At 59.9% G+C, this 16,665-nt stretch carries 14 protein-coding genes and 3 pseudogenes; 11 read left to right on the top strand and 6 right to left on the bottom strand.

Translation table 11 applies throughout. The features are described 5' to 3' along the window. Window positions 1-842 precede the first annotated feature (842 nt). Both ACVWW1_RS02220 and ACVWW1_RS02215 read right to left on the bottom strand, forming a co-directional pair. Window positions 843-1,088 carry a hypothetical protein gene (locus tag ACVWW1_RS02220; RefSeq protein WP_456654687.1) on the bottom strand — a complete coding sequence of 82 codons (246 nt, stop codon included), beginning with the start codon at window positions 1,086-1,088 and terminating at the stop codon, window positions 843-845. Window positions 1,089-1,358: 270 nt separating this feature from the next. Then, window positions 1,359-1,896, bottom strand: a pseudogene (locus ACVWW1_RS02215) (HNH endonuclease). Window positions 1,897-2,132: 236 nt separating this feature from the next. On the opposite strand from ACVWW1_RS02215, the gene ACVWW1_RS02210 reads away from it, so the two are divergent. From ACVWW1_RS02210 to ACVWW1_RS02200, 3 genes are all read left to right on the top strand, one after another. Next, window positions 2,133-2,531: a hypothetical protein gene (locus tag ACVWW1_RS02210; RefSeq protein WP_456654686.1), complete on the top strand. Its 399-nt coding sequence runs from the start codon at window positions 2,133-2,135 to the stop codon at window positions 2,529-2,531. A gap of 179 nt (window positions 2,532-2,710) precedes the next feature. Further along, window positions 2,711-2,938 (top strand): hypothetical protein, encoded by a 228-nt coding sequence (locus tag ACVWW1_RS02205; protein WP_456654685.1) that lies wholly within the window; start codon window positions 2,711-2,713, stop codon window positions 2,936-2,938. A gap of 1,686 nt (window positions 2,939-4,624) precedes the next feature. Next, entirely contained in the window at window positions 4,625-6,028 is a 1,404-nt protein-coding gene (locus ACVWW1_RS02200) for a TAXI family TRAP transporter solute-binding subunit (RefSeq protein ID WP_456654684.1), read from the top strand. A gap of 42 nt (window positions 6,029-6,070) precedes the next feature. Here ACVWW1_RS02200 and ACVWW1_RS02195 read toward each other — a convergent pair whose 3' ends face one another. The 3 genes and pseudogenes from ACVWW1_RS02195 to ACVWW1_RS02185 all read right to left on the bottom strand — a co-directional run bounded on the left by ACVWW1_RS02195 (window position 6,071) and on the right by ACVWW1_RS02185 (window position 7,650). Next, window positions 6,071-6,253 (bottom strand): ATP dependent DNA ligase, encoded by a 183-nt coding sequence (locus tag ACVWW1_RS02195; RefSeq protein ID WP_456656599.1) that lies wholly within the window; start codon window positions 6,251-6,253, stop codon window positions 6,071-6,073. Continuing rightward, window positions 6,250-6,381, bottom strand: coding sequence for a hypothetical protein (locus tag ACVWW1_RS02190; protein ID WP_456654683.1), 132 nt, complete (start codon window positions 6,379-6,381; stop codon window positions 6,250-6,252). The genes ACVWW1_RS02195 and ACVWW1_RS02190 overlap by 4 nt, the downstream gene beginning before the upstream one ends. Before the next feature lie 389 nt (window positions 6,382-6,770). Continuing rightward, window positions 6,771-7,650, bottom strand: a pseudogene (locus tag ACVWW1_RS02185) (SMP-30/gluconolactonase/LRE family protein). 827 nt (window positions 7,651-8,477) lie between these two features. Between ACVWW1_RS02185 and ACVWW1_RS02180 the strand changes: the two are divergent. From ACVWW1_RS02180 to ACVWW1_RS02170, 3 genes are read left to right on the top strand one after another with little or no spacing between them, the layout of a single operon-like run. After that, window positions 8,478-10,166, top strand: a complete 1,689-nt coding sequence (locus ACVWW1_RS02180) for a PQQ-dependent dehydrogenase, methanol/ethanol family (protein WP_456656598.1) — start codon at window positions 8,478-8,480, stop codon at window positions 10,164-10,166. Between the two features lie 51 nt (window positions 10,167-10,217). Further along, window positions 10,218-10,559: a c-type cytochrome gene (locus ACVWW1_RS02175; protein ID WP_456654682.1), complete on the top strand. Its 342-nt coding sequence runs from the start codon at window positions 10,218-10,220 to the stop codon at window positions 10,557-10,559. Beyond that, window positions 10,556-11,332, top strand: coding sequence for a substrate-binding periplasmic protein (locus tag ACVWW1_RS02170; RefSeq protein ID WP_456654681.1), 777 nt, complete (start codon window positions 10,556-10,558; stop codon window positions 11,330-11,332). Before ACVWW1_RS02175 ends, ACVWW1_RS02170 begins: the two co-directional genes overlap by 4 nt. Before the next feature lie 182 nt (window positions 11,333-11,514). On the opposite strand, the pseudogene ACVWW1_RS02165 reads toward ACVWW1_RS02170, so the two are convergent. Next, window positions 11,515-11,877, bottom strand: a pseudogene (locus ACVWW1_RS02165) (transposase); the annotation flags it as partial. 70 nt (window positions 11,878-11,947) lie between these two features. On the opposite strand from ACVWW1_RS02165, the gene ACVWW1_RS02160 reads away from it, so the two are divergent. The 5 genes from ACVWW1_RS02160 (at window position 11,948) to ACVWW1_RS02140 (ending at window position 16,655) form a co-directional block, all read left to right on the top strand. Then, a complete protein-coding gene (locus ACVWW1_RS02160) occupies window positions 11,948-12,400 on the top strand; it encodes a hypothetical protein (RefSeq protein WP_456656695.1) in 453 nt (150 codons plus the stop codon). 206 nt (window positions 12,401-12,606) lie between these two features. Beyond that, window positions 12,607-13,932, top strand: a complete 1,326-nt coding sequence (locus ACVWW1_RS02155; protein WP_456654680.1) for a pilus assembly protein TadG-related protein — start codon at window positions 12,607-12,609, stop codon at window positions 13,930-13,932. Between the two features lie 86 nt (window positions 13,933-14,018). Next, window positions 14,019-14,447 carry a TadE/TadG family type IV pilus assembly protein gene (locus ACVWW1_RS02150; protein WP_456654679.1) on the top strand — a complete coding sequence of 143 codons (429 nt, stop codon included), beginning with the start codon at window positions 14,019-14,021 and terminating at the stop codon, window positions 14,445-14,447. Next, window positions 14,444-14,686, top strand: a complete 243-nt coding sequence (locus ACVWW1_RS02145; protein ID WP_456654678.1) for a TadE/TadG family type IV pilus assembly protein — start codon at window positions 14,444-14,446, stop codon at window positions 14,684-14,686. The genes ACVWW1_RS02150 and ACVWW1_RS02145 overlap by 4 nt, the downstream gene beginning before the upstream one ends. Window positions 14,687-16,016: 1,330 nt before the next feature. Further along, the gene (locus tag ACVWW1_RS02140; protein WP_342727859.1) at window positions 16,017-16,655 is read left to right on the top strand and encodes a LexA family transcriptional regulator; all 639 of its coding nucleotides are present in this window, start codon (window positions 16,017-16,019) and stop codon (window positions 16,653-16,655) included. The last annotated feature ends 10 nt before the right edge of the window (window positions 16,656-16,665 follow it).

The raw sequence follows: 16,665 nt of genomic DNA, 5'->3' as shown, positions 1-16,665 counted from the left end.
CGGGTCGGTACAGGCGCCGGGCCGCGGACTGAATGACCGCCGATCACAAACGGAGCGACCCCGGCGTGTGGGTAGCGGGGCCGGGGTCGCCATTCTGGACTCCCAGCCTGGGGTTTGGGGGACCTGATAAGCCGGGAGCAAACAAAACTACGCCCGATACCGCCACACGTTCCTGTGCCCTTCGGTGCCACTAGCCGGTCCATAGGGATTACTTCGTGCGGAGCGCGCGAGCCGGTGCTGTCCGAATTAGGGGCACCCGCGACGGGAACTAGGACACCTTCGGGTTGTTTAATTGTCGCGGCGATCCCTTTGTCGCCGGGAGGGCCAGTTCGATGCGGCTGTATTCTGATCGGATCGATAGTGTGGAGATTGCCTTCGCCAGCACTGTGGCGGTGTCGTTCATCGCGCTTCTTGCAAGCATTGCGTGGCTTCTGTTCGGGTGACCTTCTGATGGGGAGGTCCCTATTTCATGCGAGCGTCACCCTCACCGGACTGCGGCACAGTCCATGCAGCTCTGAGAGCGCTGGGGATTTCAGTGTCCCGGTTCAGGAAGAAAACGCCGCCGGGCGTGTATTTTTGAGACCGGCGGCGTCTTTTCTTGTGACGATTTGACCAGGCGCAGTCGTTGCCACCGATCCAGAGCGGCAATAGTCAAACGCAATAATGAGAACGACCCCGGCGGCTAATCCAGATGGATGTGCGATCCGGCTGATCTTCGGGAACAAGTGGCAATTCCAGAAGTTAGTTCGCCAGTTCGTTATGGAGTCGGACACTTTAACGGCCTCAGCGCTCTCCCCGGAGTGCTGGGGCCGTTGTTTTTTGCGCGTGAGCAATCCTGACGATCAAAAAATATGAAACCTGGGCATGGGTTCTGACGTTTGCTCGCGCTTGGGAATTTTCAGGGCCCAGCAGTTGTTGCCCTCAATCAAAGCGATCACGGAAGCCGATTTCATCTCCGGCTCGACGGCGACGAAGTCCGTCACATGCTGAGTTGCCAAGCGCAATACGAGCAACGCGTCCTCCGTTTTTTCCGGAAGTTGGCTTGCCAGCATCACGGCTTGACGGCGATGCCACGCCTTGATCTTCATGCCGTCCCCCTGCGTTAGGCTCAATGTGGTGCACGGCCGAGAGGGACGGCCGCGGCGCCGGGGTTGGACGCCTCTCGATCTGATCCCTGATCGATCTCGCGTGTTCGCCGACGATCTGAGCAACCTTGTGCATCCCGTCTATCGCAGTTTCGGCGTCAGGCTGCGCGAGAAGGACGGCGAGCAGGTCGCCTTCGGAGAGCGATGCTCTGACTCCACTGAGCTAAGGGGAAATGTTGAACCGGCGGCGATCGCAGCCGCCGCCGCCATGGCTCAGCGCTCGAGCTCGGAATCCCAGTAGAGGAAATCGAACCAAGTCTCGTGCATGAAGTTCGGCGGGAACAGCCGCTGAGTAGCCAACAGATCGTGCAGCGACGGCTCGAACGGCGCCCGCAACGGCTTCACGCGAAAGCGGTCCTTCCGCGTGTTGCAGGGACTGCACGCGGCCACGATGTTCGTCCAGGAGGTCTGGGCCGCCATCAGCGCGAGGCACGACGTGGTCGAAGGTGAGCTCCCCGCGCAGGTGCTGCTCGCCGCAGTATTGGCAGCGGAAGCGGTCGCGGAGGAAGACATCGAACCGCGTGAAGGCGACTCGAGCCGCTGGCCGCACATACTCGCGCAGCGCGATTACCGACGGCAGCCGCATCACGGTCGACGGGCTGCGGACGACCTGGTCGTATTCAGCGACAACGGCGTGAGATCCCTTCACCAACGTCTTCACCGCATCCTCCCAACTAAACAGGGAGAGCGGGAAATACGACAGCGGCTGGAAATTCGCGTTGAGCACCAGCGCGGGGCAGTTCTGGAACATCGTCGCCTCCTCGCGTTGATGGTGGTCCTGCGGCGGATCGAGCACCGTCGTCTGACCGTTATGAGCGGCCGGCCTTCCTATCTGGCTCCAGGACCGTCGTCGTGGACGCACCGCATGGTCGGGCGCTCGCTCCGGTTTCAGCAACCTCGCGGTCGCATGGTCTCAACCGGTGGCTTACCTCCCCGCTCAGGCGATGCGCCCGCGATGACGGTAGGTTTGGCCGCCCTGCTCCCGGCGTGACCGAGTTCGACCTAGCCGAAGAGCGTAGCGCCAGGGTGCGACGGGAAGGTACTGGCCGGGTAGGGAGCACCCTTGATCTTCGGGTTGGCTCCGGGCGTGTCCCGGCCCGCAACGCCGGCTACCGCTACCTCGAAGTGAAGTGCCTCGGCTGCGAGACGCATCAGACCGTGGCGCTCGACATCGTGCGACGCCCGAAGTGGACGCCAATCCACGAGCTCGAGCGGTACATGCGGTGCAAGCAGTGCCCTCGACTGAACGGCTATCTGTTCAAGCGCAGCCATCTTGTGGCGCTGCGGACGACCAAGATTTCCACCATGAACCCGCCTTCGACATGGTGGCTAGGAGAGCGACAGGTGAACCGCCGCGCACCCACCTTGCAAGCTATCGAATCCTGAACGATGCTAGCTGTGCCAATCCCGATTCGACGCGGGTCTGGCGCTTGGCCCCAGCAACTCGGCCTCCGCAGGCCCCCCAGGTTGCCGGGGCCATCCTACTTTTCGGCACATGCGGGTCCGATGTGCCGAACGGATGTCCGTTTACAGCTATCGCTTCGAACGAAAGGGGAGAGAATGAAATGACGATCAGCATGCTTGACCAAATGCTTTTCACCCTTAGTTGCGGACACGAAGTGGTGATTGGTCGGCTGGAGCAAGCCAAGACTTGGAAATGCGAGAAGTGCGGCCGATCGATGGACTTGGGTGTAGAGCCGCGGAAGAGTGCCTTGGCAAAGGATCTGGACACAGCTCGTCAAGTCGATCTGCAAGCCGTCGAGCGCGGCCAGCACATTACCCGGTTGGACTGAATGAAATCTGTTAGCGACCGTCCCTACTCCGACCCCGAAAAGGCCGCCCGCAGGATCACGGTGCATGCGCGGGCGTTTGAGCCGGTCCAGAATGCCAGGATTCTACATCATCAACGCGGATTGTTTTTGCCTCGGCTTTTTCCCTAACGCATACTTCTGCGGATCTACGGTATCATGAGCTAAGAGCAGTTTCAGACAGTCGAAGGGAGATTGATATCAAGGTCTATTTTTCGTGCCGCAGCTGCGGCACTATTCATTCTGTGTCGCAGGAGCGAAGCTCCACTCCTGCCTCAGGCCTCTTCAGATGCTTAACTTGCGGCAAGCCCGTCCATCATTGGTCGGGTATCTACGATTACACCGACTGGAAGCGCGTCGGACATGGCGGAGATGGAAAAGAGTCAGCGAAGCCCGAGCTAGGCAAGGACCTTAAGGCATAAGGAAAACGGCCCCAGCTGACCGTGGAAGTTGGGGCCAGTGTGCTGGGCGTTGCAGTGCCGGTAGCGTTACCGCACCGAACAGGGCGACCAATGCCACTGCATCTACTTCGTTCCTAATCAAAAAGGTCCCAGCATCCGGATCATGCTGGGGCCGAGTTGGATCGCCTAACCGCTGTCCGCCGAGAAGCAGCGGTCGTCGGTGCTAGGGCTGAAAAATACGAAATGAAAATTACCTGCCCTGTTGCTCGGATCATCCCAAACGACGTCCGGTTCCGGAAATAACCCGTGTGAATCTCGACGGGACAAATTTGTCTTGACGGATTTTCCCAAGAGAGTTTGATTTACGCCTCGGCTCTCTCCAGGCCGAGAACCCCTACCGCGCAAGGCGAGGCCCCGTAGAAACCCCATAGCGGGGCCTTCGCTGCGGATTCGTAATCCGGCCCCGGATACTTATCTTCCGGTCATGCCGATTACCCGAAAGCCGCTAGAAATCCCGCCAGAGGTTGCCCGCCAGTTTGCGGGCAAGATGCGCCCGAGCACAGTCCCCTTAAGCGGGATGAGATCGCGGCGGATATCGTTGGGGCGGCGGCTATGCCACGACCACGTCCTACACGGCGCCCGTTTCCTATGGCTATCGGTACCGCCGGGTCGTTCGACCAGCCTATGCCTATTACCGCGGCGCATATCCGATCGTGCGGCACCGCTTGCATCATCACCACTGGTGAAGCGTTCCCAACGCGACCTCAAGCCGCGCCGGTACGGCGCGGCTCTCGCTCGTCCGAAGCGCAATCGTCCAGACTATTACCATCCGTCCGCAAAGAAGTCGTACCGATCGAGCGCCAGCCGTCGATCGGCCGAACGTCTCACCGGCTTCGTCCACCGTCTCGCCTGCCGGCCTTCCGCGTGGATGCGGGACCGCTCGCGGCTCGCCAGCGCCGACACGCGACCCACATGCCTCGGGCACGGACGCAACGGACAGCGCTGTAGCGGCGTCTCACGCTCACCTCGCGCAACCGGTCAACCGTCCTGACTCACGGCATGCCGGGCGCTCGATCACCAAAATGCGTTCAACCAGGCGTCGCAGAATCCGCGCCAGCGCGCCGAGACCGAATGAAGGTTGGCCACAGGGAGTCTCCCCCTCGTGAACTCATCTCGCGACGGAACATTCCGCTCAGCCATCAGTTCGCCCAAGTTCGCGGCGGCGCACTTGTAACTCCTAAGCAAGCGTTTGTTCATGTAGGTTGTGCTGATGTCACCGTCCGATCCAGTCAGGAGTGCTCACGATCGACGCCAACGAAGGCTATTGATCGTGCTGGCTTTCGGATTTGTTGTTTTTGGCGCCGCTGCGGCCGCCCTTTTCTACGTCTTACAGCCCGAAACCCTCCGGATCGCTGTCGGACCCGCAGGCAGCGACGACCATCAGGTGGTCCAAACGATGGCCGAGGCTTTCGAGGAGGAAAGCAGGACGGTCAAGCTCTCCCCGATCACGACCGAAGGAGCAGCCGAATCCCTGGTCCTGCTGGGCGCCGGCAAAACCGACCTGGCAATTGGTCGCGGCGATCTTGGCATGCCGGCCGACGCGCAGACACTGGCCGTCCTTCGCAAGAACTACGTCATCCTGTGGTCACCCTCCGGGCGACCGGGCAAGGAGTCCAAGAAAAAGCCCACTGGAAAGATCAGAGAGATCGCCGATCTGGCCGGTCATAAGGTCGGCATCATCGGAAGGTCCGGAGCCAACGTCGCACTCTTGCGGACCATTCTGGAGGGCTCCGGCGTGCAGCCCGAGAAGGTTGCCACGGCTCAATTCGGGACCGAAGAGATCCAAAAACTTGCTCAAGACGCCACCATCGATGCGTATCTCGCCGTCGGTCCGCTCGACAGTAAGATCACCGCCGCCGCGATCGCGGCGACTTCCCGATCCCGCGGAGCTCCGAAGTTTCTTCCGGTGGAAACATCCGAGGCCATCGCTTTGAAGCACCCCCGCTACGAAGCCGAGGAAATTCCAGCTAGCATCTTCAGCGCGAGACCGGCCTGGCCTGAGGACAAGGTCGATACCATCAGCGTCAACCATCTCATCCTGGCCAGAAAAGAACTATCGGAAGCCAAAGCGGCGGCCTTCTATCGGCAGCTTTTCGCTGTGCGCGACACGATCGCGCAACGTGTCGCCGGCGCCGCACACATCACGAAGCCCGAGACGGAGAAGGAGGCGGAGCCCTCCGTGCACAGGGGGGCCGCAGCGGTCATCAACGGGACAGAGCGGACCTTTCTGGACAAGTACAGCGACTACTTCTGGTTCGCCTTGCTGCTTCTTTCCGGGATCGGTTCGGCCGCCGCCTGGCTGCGTCGCTATCTGAACCGGGACGAACGGGACGACGACACGAGCCACCGCAACCGCATTCTCGCCGTGGTCTCTGAGGTTCGCAATGCCCGGTCCGAACAGGACCTATTGACATCGCAACGCGAAGTCGACGCGATCATCGGCGAAATCCTGAAGAGCTACGATGATGGAGCGATCGAACAAGAGGATCTGACCGCATTCGATCTGGTCCTTGAACTGTTCAATCATGCTGTCGCCGAAAGGCGAGCGACGTTACAGAGCGATCCCACCGATCAAGCAAAGTCTCCGGGTCCAAGCCTTGCGTCTCGCCGGTAGGGCATGCGGCACATGAGAGCGTATTTAGCTGGACGCGGCTGCTCAAAGGTCCTCGCGGAGCCCCTTGATGAAGGGATGGCGCACCTTCCCTTCGGCCGACTTGGCGCGGTACTCGATCTCGGCCAACAGCTTCGGCTCCACCCAGATACCTTTGTGGCGATCCGCATTATAAAAAAAGGCCCGGCATCGCGGGGCCTTTGTCTTGTCGAGGCGGAGGAGCCCTATCGCCGTACGCCCGCGCCGTAAAGCTCGCGCTCGCGGCCGATGTCCTCCGGCGACAACGGCGGGCTTGCGGCATCGAAGTCGGTCCAGCCGGACTTCTGCCAGGCCGCGCTGCGCTCCTGCAGGTTCACCGCTCTCTCGTTAAGCAGCCGATCGAGCCGCGCGCGGTCCCAATGCTGGGAAGCTTCGGGTCAAAAGCGCCGTTTTGGCTCTTGCTCATGGATTTCCAGTCTACCCCGATGATCGGACGTATTCGGTGTCGGCAGCCACTTCGCCGATGGGCCAGACCGGACATAGTCAGTAAAGCGGCATAGAAGAGAACAGCCACCATACTGGGTATTTTGTGCTCTAGTTGCGGCGTCAAGCCAGAGGCGACAAAAATCATCCAGTCTCGTATTCCTAATTCGCGGTCATAGCAGTTAATGCCTCTCGAACATGCCTGGGATCTGGACGGCGCAAGACCTAAGAGCCGCCACCTGGGCGGCTCTCTTTCTAAGATTGATCGGGTTATCGCTGAGCCTCACGGCTTCATAGAACCCTGCACACTGGTGTAGACGGCATAGAGCGACGTCGAGCCGCAGATGTAAAGCCGGTTTCGTTGCTGACCGCCGAAGCACAGATTGGCGACAGTTTCGGGTATGTGGATCTTGCCGAGCAGTTCGCCGGCGGGAGTATAGCAACGCACGCCGTCCTCATTCGGATCGCCCCAACCCACTGAGCACCAAACACGCCCATCGGTGTCAGTGCGTACCCCGTCGGTAATGCTGGGCTTGGGCATGTCCGCAAAGACCTTGCTGTTCGAAGCCTTCCCCGGCAGCGACATCAAGGTCAAACGCGCGGATATGCGATGGGTTGTTCGGCCCGTCCGTGAAGCCGGTATCGATCACATACAGCTTCTTCTCGTCGGGCGAGAGTGCAATGCCGTTGGGCTCCACGAAGTCATCGACGATGACCTTGACGTCCCCGGACTTGGGATCAACACGATAGACGTTGTGCTTTTCTTGCTCGGGCTCGGCCTTGATGCCCTCATAATAGCCACCGATGCCGTAGACGGGATCGGTGAACCAGATCGCGCCATCGGACGTGACAACCGCGTCGTTCGGCGAGTTCAGCCTCTTGCCGTTATATTTATCGGCGATAATCGTGATCGATCCGTCCAGTTCGGTTCGTGTGACCCGTCGGCCGCTATGCTCGCAGGTGATCAGGCGTCCTTCCCGATCAATGGTGTTGCCATTCGAGTTCATCGAAGGCTGGCGATAGACGCTGACGTGACCATCGTCCTCGCAGAAGCGCATGATGCGGTTGTTGGGAATGTCGCTGAACAACACGTAACGCCCGGCCGCGAAGTAGACCGGGCCCTCCGCCCAGCGGAACCCGGTTGCGACGCGCTCAACCGCCATAGTGCCGGCGAAGGCTGGAAAATCGGGGGGCCCGAATGATGGTGGCCCCTTCTTGGCGGATTCCAGATGGGAGTCCGGATAGCGGCCGCCGGGCAGCGGCCCCAAGGGCAACGGCTCGCTCGCCGTTGTTGGAGCGCCCGTTTGGCCCAACGGCATCACGGTCGCCGCAGACGCCGCTTTGAGGCTCACCGCCGTGGCGGCCAGCGCCGCAGCACCTTTGACGATGTTGCGGCGGTTGAGGATTTGCTTGTGAGGAGAGGTCATTCCACTTGCCATAATTTCCTCCCATTTTTGTTAGGAGAAAACTATACCACAATCCGGCATAAACGGGCGGTTCGGCCACAGAAGGCCGAGCGACATCACCAATGCGTTGATCTTCCGCGCTTCATCGCAGTCTTGCATGCACCACAGCCTCGCCGTTGACCACGAACCGCTTCGCGATCCGAACTGCAGCGCTTATTGAGCTGCACATCCGACTCACCTCGTCGGGGTGGGCGCGCATCGTTCCGGCACCCAGGCGATGGCGATGTGTCGGCTCACATGGGTGTTGGGACAGTGTGGCTGCCAAAATACGTCGCTTGCGCTTGTACCACTTTGAGCATTGAATTCATCGTGATGCTACGGCGCTGCTGAACGCAATCCACTCGGCCGCAGCGATCACCGTCTGGTGTCTAAACCCCTCGCCGAGGTCAGGAGTCGAGCTGTACGGATGAGGCAGCTTGCCGCAGCAGACGCCATGTTGGATGTAGTTCCCGCGATACAATAAGGGAGGGAAAACAATGACAGTCAGTACAAGGCACCTTACCTGTGTTGCCGCACTGGCCGCGATGGCTGTTGCACCACTGGCTTGGGCCATCGCGCCGTCAGAGATCAATCCCGCTCGCATCGAGGCGGCCGAGCAGAACCCAAGCGATTGGCTGACCTATCACGGCGGCTACAAATCGTATCACTACAGCGGACTTGATCAGATCAACGCGAACAACGTGAAGAACCTCGAAGTCGCGTGGATCCATATGCCCGGCCGCTCAACCCGCGGCCTGCAGACGATGCCGCTCGTCGCTGACGGCGTGCTGTATTATTCGGGCTCCTACAGTCGCGTCTACGCACTCGACGGTGCGACCGGCAAGATGATCTGGTCGTACTTCCCGCAGCTCGACGAGGAGCTCGTGTCGATGCAGACGCACTCGCCATACAATCGCGGCGTCGCGCTTGGCGATGGAAAGGTTTTCGTCGGCACCGTCGACGGGCATTTGATTGGGCTCGACATGAAAACCGGCAAGGAGGTGTGGAACACGCACCTCGTCGATTCCAAGAAGCTCACTGTCGGCTTCACGGGCGCGCCGCTGGTGGTGAGGGACACCGTCATCATCGGCAGCCAGGGCGGCGAGTGGACCTCGCGCGGTCCGCTTTTCGGCGTCGATATCAAGACGGGCAAGAAGAAATGGGAATTCCTCACGGTCGCCGGCACCGAGGAAGCCAAGGCGACCTGGGGCAACGAATCCTGGCGTACCGGCGGCGGTGGCGCATGGATGCCGGGCACCTACGATCCTGAAACCAACACCATCTGGTGGGGAACGGCGAACCCGGCACCGCTTTACGACTGGTCGGGCGCGGACTGGCAGAAAAGCGGGCCACGGCCAGGCACCAACCTCTACACGACATCAGTCATCGCGCTTGATCCCGATACCGGCAAACTGAAGTTCTACCACCAGGAGCTGCCACACGACGCATGGGACTTCGACTCGGCGGTCGGGGAGTTCCTGATGATCGACCGCGACGGCCGCAAGCTCGTCGTGCATCCGAACAAGGGCGGATTCGTCTTCGTCTACGATCGCGCCGATGCGAAGGTGCAGAACGTCTGGCGGATCGCGAAGAACATCAACTTCGTCAAGGATATCGACCCGAAGACCGGCGAGCTGATCGGTCGGCGCGATCTGTCACTTGGCAAAGCAAGCGAGCCACTCTGTCCGGCGATCGCCGGCGGCGTGAGCTGGAACGCAGGCGCCTACAGCCCGAAGACCGGCCTGTGGTACAAGATCGCGCAGGAATGGTGCATGGATGTGGACGTAGTGAAGACCACGCCAATCACCGAGCCGATGGCGCAGCTCAATATCGGAGCGAATTTCAAGCTCGTTCCGCCGCCGGACGGACCGGCGCGTGGACATCTTGATGCTCGTGATCCCGTGACCGGCGCCAAGAAATGGGAGGTCAATTTCGACGAGCCGCCGCTTGCGAGTGTGCTCGCAACAGCCGGCAATCTAGTGTTCGTACCGGACTCGCGCGGTGTGTTGCGCGCCTACAATGCGGAGACCGGACAGGAGCTGTGGTCGCATTACAATGGCGTCGGCCACAATGGCGGCATCATCAGCTACAGCGCCGGCGGTAAACAATACATCGCGGTACCGGCCGGATGGGGCGGCATGGTGGCGGACGAATTCCCAGCTCTTTTCGGCGAACCTTATACGAGCATGCCGAAGGATGCCGGTGCGCTCGTTGTCTTTACGCTGAAGCAATAATTAATGGTGGGAAGAGGCAGGGTGTGGTCGCACTCTGCCTCTGCAGTCCAGATGCCGATGTTGAAGTCGATTACTCTCATCGCTGGCATTGCGCTGTCATTGTCGCGCGACCTCTACGCACAGCAGAGCCAGGCTCCCAATCAGGATCAATCGGCGAAGGAGAGCGACATCGAGGGCGGGACGATGTTCGCCACCTCGTGTGGCTTCTGTCACGAAAACGGCGGCCGCGCCGCCGGCAAAGGGCCGAAGCTCGCGGGCACGACACGCAGCGACGAGTTTATCGTGGAGCGGATCAAGAAGGGGAAGCCCGGCGCGATGCCTGCCTTTGGAGGCGCTTTTTCAGAGAGCCAGATCATGGCAATATTGGCCTATATCCGGAGCATCGAGGAGTGAAGCCCGAGATGCGACGTGTCACTCTGGTGATCTTGCTGATGCTGTTCGGCGGGACTGCTGCTTCAGCGCGCTCGCTGGAGGCAATTCGTGAGCGCGGTGCCCTGACGCTTTGCGCGCACCCAAACGCGCTACCGTTTGCCAGCAGGCGCGATGCCAATCCTGGATTTCAGGTCGAAATCGCCAAGGCGTTGGCAAACCAGCTCGGGGTCTCGCTGGAACAACGGTGGGTCGTCACTAGCTTTCAGTACCGCCGCGCCGACTGCGACATCGTCCTTGATGCGATAGCGGATCGGGCGGCGTTGGCGGAGGTGGGGTTGCGCATGTCGCGACCCTACCAGCGCAGCGGTGTCGCGTTGGCGGTCGGTGCAAACTCCAGCGCAGCGTCACTCGCAGATTTGAGGCCAGGCCAGCGTGTCGGGGTACAGGTCGGCTCGATCGCCTCCATGACACTCAGCAAGCGAGGCGTCCAAACCTCACCGTTTGTCTTCGAGGACGAAATCATGGACGCGCTTGCTAAGAACGAGATCGACGCCGCGGCGGTTACGCCCGCTGCAGTTGGTTGGTTCAACCAAGTTCATCCTGATGCGCACGTGCGTCGTATTCCTGCTTTCGAGGACGATCCCGACCTGAACTGGAATGTCGCTGTTGGGATGGTCAGCCCAGACGAGCAGCTCAGGAAGGGACTCGACGCAGCCCTTGAAGCATTGCTTGCCAACGGCACCCTCGCGCGGATCTACGCGCATTACAACGTCGAATTGCAGTCGCCAAAATGAGCGAGCTCCCGGGGCAAGAACTGGCGGAGCAACGGACAAAGCGACGTGCACATGAAGACGTTGAGCACGTCATGGATATGATGCTCAACCGCCTTGAATTCAGTGGCAAGCGCGCGGGGAAGGTTGGATGTCATTCGGCCTGCAATATTGACCCCCGTCAAATTTGCAAACGATTGACACGCACATACCCTGCGCAGCGCGAGGCCATTGTCTTTGCAGAAGTCCGCGATCGTCTTGTGATCAGGTGCGAGCCGACCCAGCAGCCACATGACCTCGACATTGCGTCCGGCCTCTCGTTCGAGCCGCCGGCTCGACTGAACCCGGTTCAGATAGCCGTAAATGTAAAGCTTGAGGAGAACCGAGGTGGTACGATGGCCGACCAGTCGCCGCTGGCTCCACCCCCTCAAATCTCATCTCAGCCAAATCGAGCGCATCGACAAACACGTCGATCACGCGAAAGGGTTACTCTCGTCAATGAAATCATCGAGGCACTCGGGCAATAGCGTCCACTGCACACGATCCGCCTGCTTAACGAAGCGCCTCATCAGCTTCCCCCGCAGAATCACGAGGGAATCATAGCAAAGCAGCGGCGTTTTCACACAGCCAGGGTCAAACTTGGAAGTTGGAGGGCGCAACCGTGATGTCCGCTTCACCCCCGACACCGAATTTTCGATAGCTAACGCAGCACTTCCGAAAAGGACCCAACAGCAGACTTCGCCGCCCTTGTTGGCCAAAGCTGCGCCTCCGAAGCGCTCCATCAGAAAATCGAAAACGGTTCACCTCCCGATCAATTTAACGCTTGTTCACCTTTACCCAGTATTTTTCGACATGGTCGAAACACGAGCCTTTTGGCGACATCCAATCATAAATGCCGGAAAGATACAGTTCGGCGGCGTCGCGATTGATTGCACGGTTCAGAACCTGTCGCCCCGGGGGGCTACACTGGTGGTGACAAGTCCGGCGGGTATCCCGCAAAAATTTGTTCTGATTATCTGCGCCTACGACGTGACGTTGCGGTGCCGAACTGTGTGGAAACAGAATTTTCGTATTGGCGTCGCGTTCGATTAAACTCAATCGATGATTGCAACGCTCGGCGACCCGGATCGGCTACCATGGGTCGAACACGGCGGATATGTGACAAATGTCACACTCACCGCATTCAGTTAATGAAACCCCTATCGTCGCGTCCAAAATCACTCCCTCGCGTTGAGCTGCCTTTAATCGACCTGCGGCAACATGCCCCTGGAGAAAGTTGCAAACGCATAGGGCGAACCATGACCGCGAAGGAAATCTGGAGCCGCTTCGGTGCCGTTTCATTTCCTCGATGGAAAGCTGACGCTGCCTCACACTTGAAGCAGATCGATCTGTTTCGCTGTTTTGCACGCGACCAATCGGGCAGCTACGTGATCATCTCGGCGCTTCTGATGCCTGTCTTGGCTGGCACGGCCGGTCTCGGCACCGAGGTCGGATGGTGGTACTATAAGCATAAGAATATGCAAAGCGCCGCGGACTCAGGCGCGGTGAGCGCGGCAACAGCCCTAGTTGCGGGCGGCGACCTGACCTCCGAAGCCAATGCCATCACGGCAGGCTATGGATACCCGAATGCGGTGAACAACGTCACCGTTACAGTCAACCAGCCGCCGAAGACGGGCAACTATACCTCGAACCTCCAGGCAATCGAAGTCGTCGTGAGCCAGCCGCAACAGCGGCTGTTGTCCTCGTTGTTCGGCTCGGATCCGGTCATGATCACCGCGCGCGCGGTCGCCCTGCCGAATTTCGGGACAGGCTGTGTACTCGCGCTCAATTCGAGCGCCAGCCCGGCTGTCAACGTGAGCGGCAGCAACCAGCTCAATCTGGTCAAGTGCAACCTCTACAGCAACTCCAGCGCGAGCCCGTCGCTCAACGTTTCCGGCAGCGCCTCCGTCTCGGCCAATCAGATCGGGGTGGTGGGCGATGTTTCCGGTGCAAGCAATATCACAGCGACCAATGGGATTCGAACGCACATGGCGGCGGTTGCCGATCCCTATGCTAACGTAACTCCTCCCTCGGAGCCGAGCTGCACGAACGCCAAGATTACGGTCAACGCGAATGGGAAGACGAACTCCCTCAATCCAGGCTGCTACAGCGGCAGCATCACCGTAAATGCTGGAGCGACCTTAAATCTAAGTCCCGGCATATATTACCTGGACGGCGCAAACTTGAGCGTGGCTGGAAATGCCACCATCACCGGTAGCGGCGTGACCCTCGTCTTTACTGGTTCGGGCAGCAGCTGGGGCACAGCCTCCATCGGCAGCAACGCGATCATCGATTTGACGGCGCCGACCACCGGCGCCACCAAGGGAATCGTCATGTATGGCGACCGCAATATGCCCGCGGGGACTGCCTTCAATCTCACGGGCGGGGGCACCCAGAACTTTGGCGGGGCCATCTACCTGCCAAAGGCGAACCTCAGCTTCAGTGGCGGTAACGGCACGAGCACCTCATGCACAAAGATCATTGCGGATACCCTGACATTCAGCGGCACGTCGAACCTGCAAGTCAATTGTTCCGCGCTCGGCACGGCTACGATTGGCGCGCAAACCGCGCAACTCATCGAATGAGATTGGCGTCAATGCGAGCACAAAAACCATTATCCCAGAGCCGAGTTCGACCGTTTGGCACCCTACGCGGGCTCGTCCGCACCGCTGTGCGCGATACGGGTGGCGTAGCTGCTATCGAGTTCGGAATCATGATCCCGCTATTTTCGCTCATGGTGGTCTCGGTGACTGACATTGGGCTCGCCGTCTACCGCAAGATGCAAGTAGAGAATGCTGCGCAGGCGGGGGCGCAATACGCCATTGCGCGCGGCTTCAACACCAGCGGAATTTCCAACGCAGTGACGAGTGCCACGAACTCCACGGCCATCACCGCTTCGCCTTCGCCCGTTCAGTTTTGCGGCTGTCCAACGAGTACGGGTATCAGCACCGTTAGCTGCGGTACTGTCTGCACAGGCGGCGCCCAGGCCGGAACATATGCGACGGTTTCAGCGCAGGCAACGTATTATACGATGATCAATTACCAGATCGTCGCCGCCACCTACACCTACAATGCGCAGTCCACTGCGAGGCTGCAATGAAACTCGCAGCGATCTGGCGCGATAACCGGGCGACCACGGCGCTTGAATTCGCTCTGACCGCTCCAGTGTTTCTTCTGTTTATATTTGGAATTATCGAGTTCGGGCTACTGCTTTTGGACCCAGCTCGGCCTGCAACATGGCACCGAATTGGCAGCGCGTTGCGCCACCGTCAATTCTACGCTGTGTCCCGGGAGCAGCGCCATTACCAGCTATGCCGCCCAGCAGGCATTCGGCCTTAATCTCCCATCACAGACATTCACCTACTCCACGCCAGCTTGCGGCAATCAGGTAACCGCGAGTTACACGTTTCAGTTTCCGCAGGTGCTCAATCTCCCGTCCCAAACCTTGACGGCGCAGGCATGTTTTCCGAGTTGAATACCTCGACCATCCCCTCGTCGAGCGGCTTCGATGATGTGAGGGCGAAGCCGACATGACTGACCGTATCTTGGTGTGTGCCGCGATGCAGCGGCTGGCGTATGGCCACACCGGGACCTCTGGCACATTGGAGCCACGCCGCGATTCGGGGCAATGATCCCGTACAATCTGTCGCGACGCTTTACGCCAGATCGCTCTGGATTTTAAGGTGAGGCCGTCCGATGACCAAGTGGCGCGTCTCAACGGATGCATACCCGAGGGTTGTTAAGCCCGTTCCAGACCGCTCGTCAGCGACCAGATCAATCGACAATTTTCTGGGTGGATCCTTCCTCCACTGGTAACGCGCGCCGTCGGGGGGCACCATAGGGCTTGACATATTGCCGTGGGATCATCGCCACCTTACGCCCCAGCGATCGTAGTCCCCCGCGCCCAAAAGGGGCGATGCCCCGCAAGCCTCCAGCGCAGCAGGCGCGGGCGACAGACAACCGAAGAACGCCAGAACCTGGCCGCGCTTCACCTTTTGCCGCGAGACCGCTGCTCCGTTCGATCAACGCCATGCAACTCCAACGCGCTTTTTGACGTATTCAGATCATTGCGAACCATCGTTTCCACGGGCGGCTCCTTCGTTTGTTACCAACGACCTCATCCTGCCACGCAGAGTGCCGGAAGGGGACATCCCCCAACGCGAGAGCCCACCGCATCCGCCGGCTCAGGACCACATTCGGAATCGAGCGAGATCGCGGTCGTGATCAACTGCCCGTTGCTTGAGGCAAATTCGGAACGGGGAACCAGCCGGCGCAGCACCCGGTCGTCAGACGACTGATCCGGCATACCAGCACCGGATGCGCTGACAATTGCCTGTGCAGAAGATCCAGCGAAAATTCGACAGCCGGATTGATTTAGTGAAGATGTTACGTATCGCGCCTGCCGCAGGTGGTCAAAGGCCTGTCAACCTTCCTAATGCCTCACCATCGGTTGCACGCCGGCTTCGGTGAGGAAGAATCAGCGCGAGCGCAGCAAGAACCGTCGGCTAGGTTGCGGCCCCCGGGTGGAAATTTTCACAGCATTTCACAACGTCTTGGCAGTTCTGCCGACTGCCCGCCACTCAGCTTTCAGCGCCGCGAACAAGAAGTCAAGCTTGATTTCTGATAATCGTAATGGGTATAGTGTGTCCAGCTTTGGAGAGGACGAACCATGCTGGACGCGGCACTTATCGAACGAGCACTGGAAAAGACGGGAAAGAGCAAGGGCGGGCTTGCCCGCGCAATGGGCGTTCGGGCCGGGGCGGTGTCCGAAATCCTGTCGGGAATCCGCTTGATCAAAGCATCGGAGATCGCCCCGATTATGGAATACCTGGAGCTGAACTCGGTACCGATCGTGGGCCGGGTCGGCGCCGGCGCCTCGATCCAGCCGGAGCTAGAGCAGGTCCCGCCGGAGGGTCTCGGCGAGATCGAACTCCCGTTCCCGATGACGGAGGAAACCGTCGCTTTCGAGGTTTCGGGCGATTCGATGTTGCCGAAATACGAGAACGGCGATGTCATCGTGGTGTATCGCGAGCAGCGCTATCCGCTGTCGAGCTTCTACGGAGAGGAAGCTGCGGTCCGGCTGAAGAGCGGCGAGCGCTATCTGAAGACGATCGAGCGGGGCAGCTCGTCAGGTACGGTCAACCTCAAGAGCTTCAATGCTAAGCCGATCAACGGCGTCAAGCTCGAGTGGATCGGCGAGATCTGCGTCACCCTGCCCCGCGGCCAGATCGAAAGGCTGCGCGGCAAGACGGCGGCGAAGGGCCGCAAATCCGCCCGGGCGCAGGGCGGACGGTCGTCCGAGAAATAGCCGCCCGGGC

Source organism: Bradyrhizobium sp. JR3.5 (genome assembly GCF_054057015.1).
This window is presented reverse-complemented; position numbering and strand designations above follow the sequence as displayed.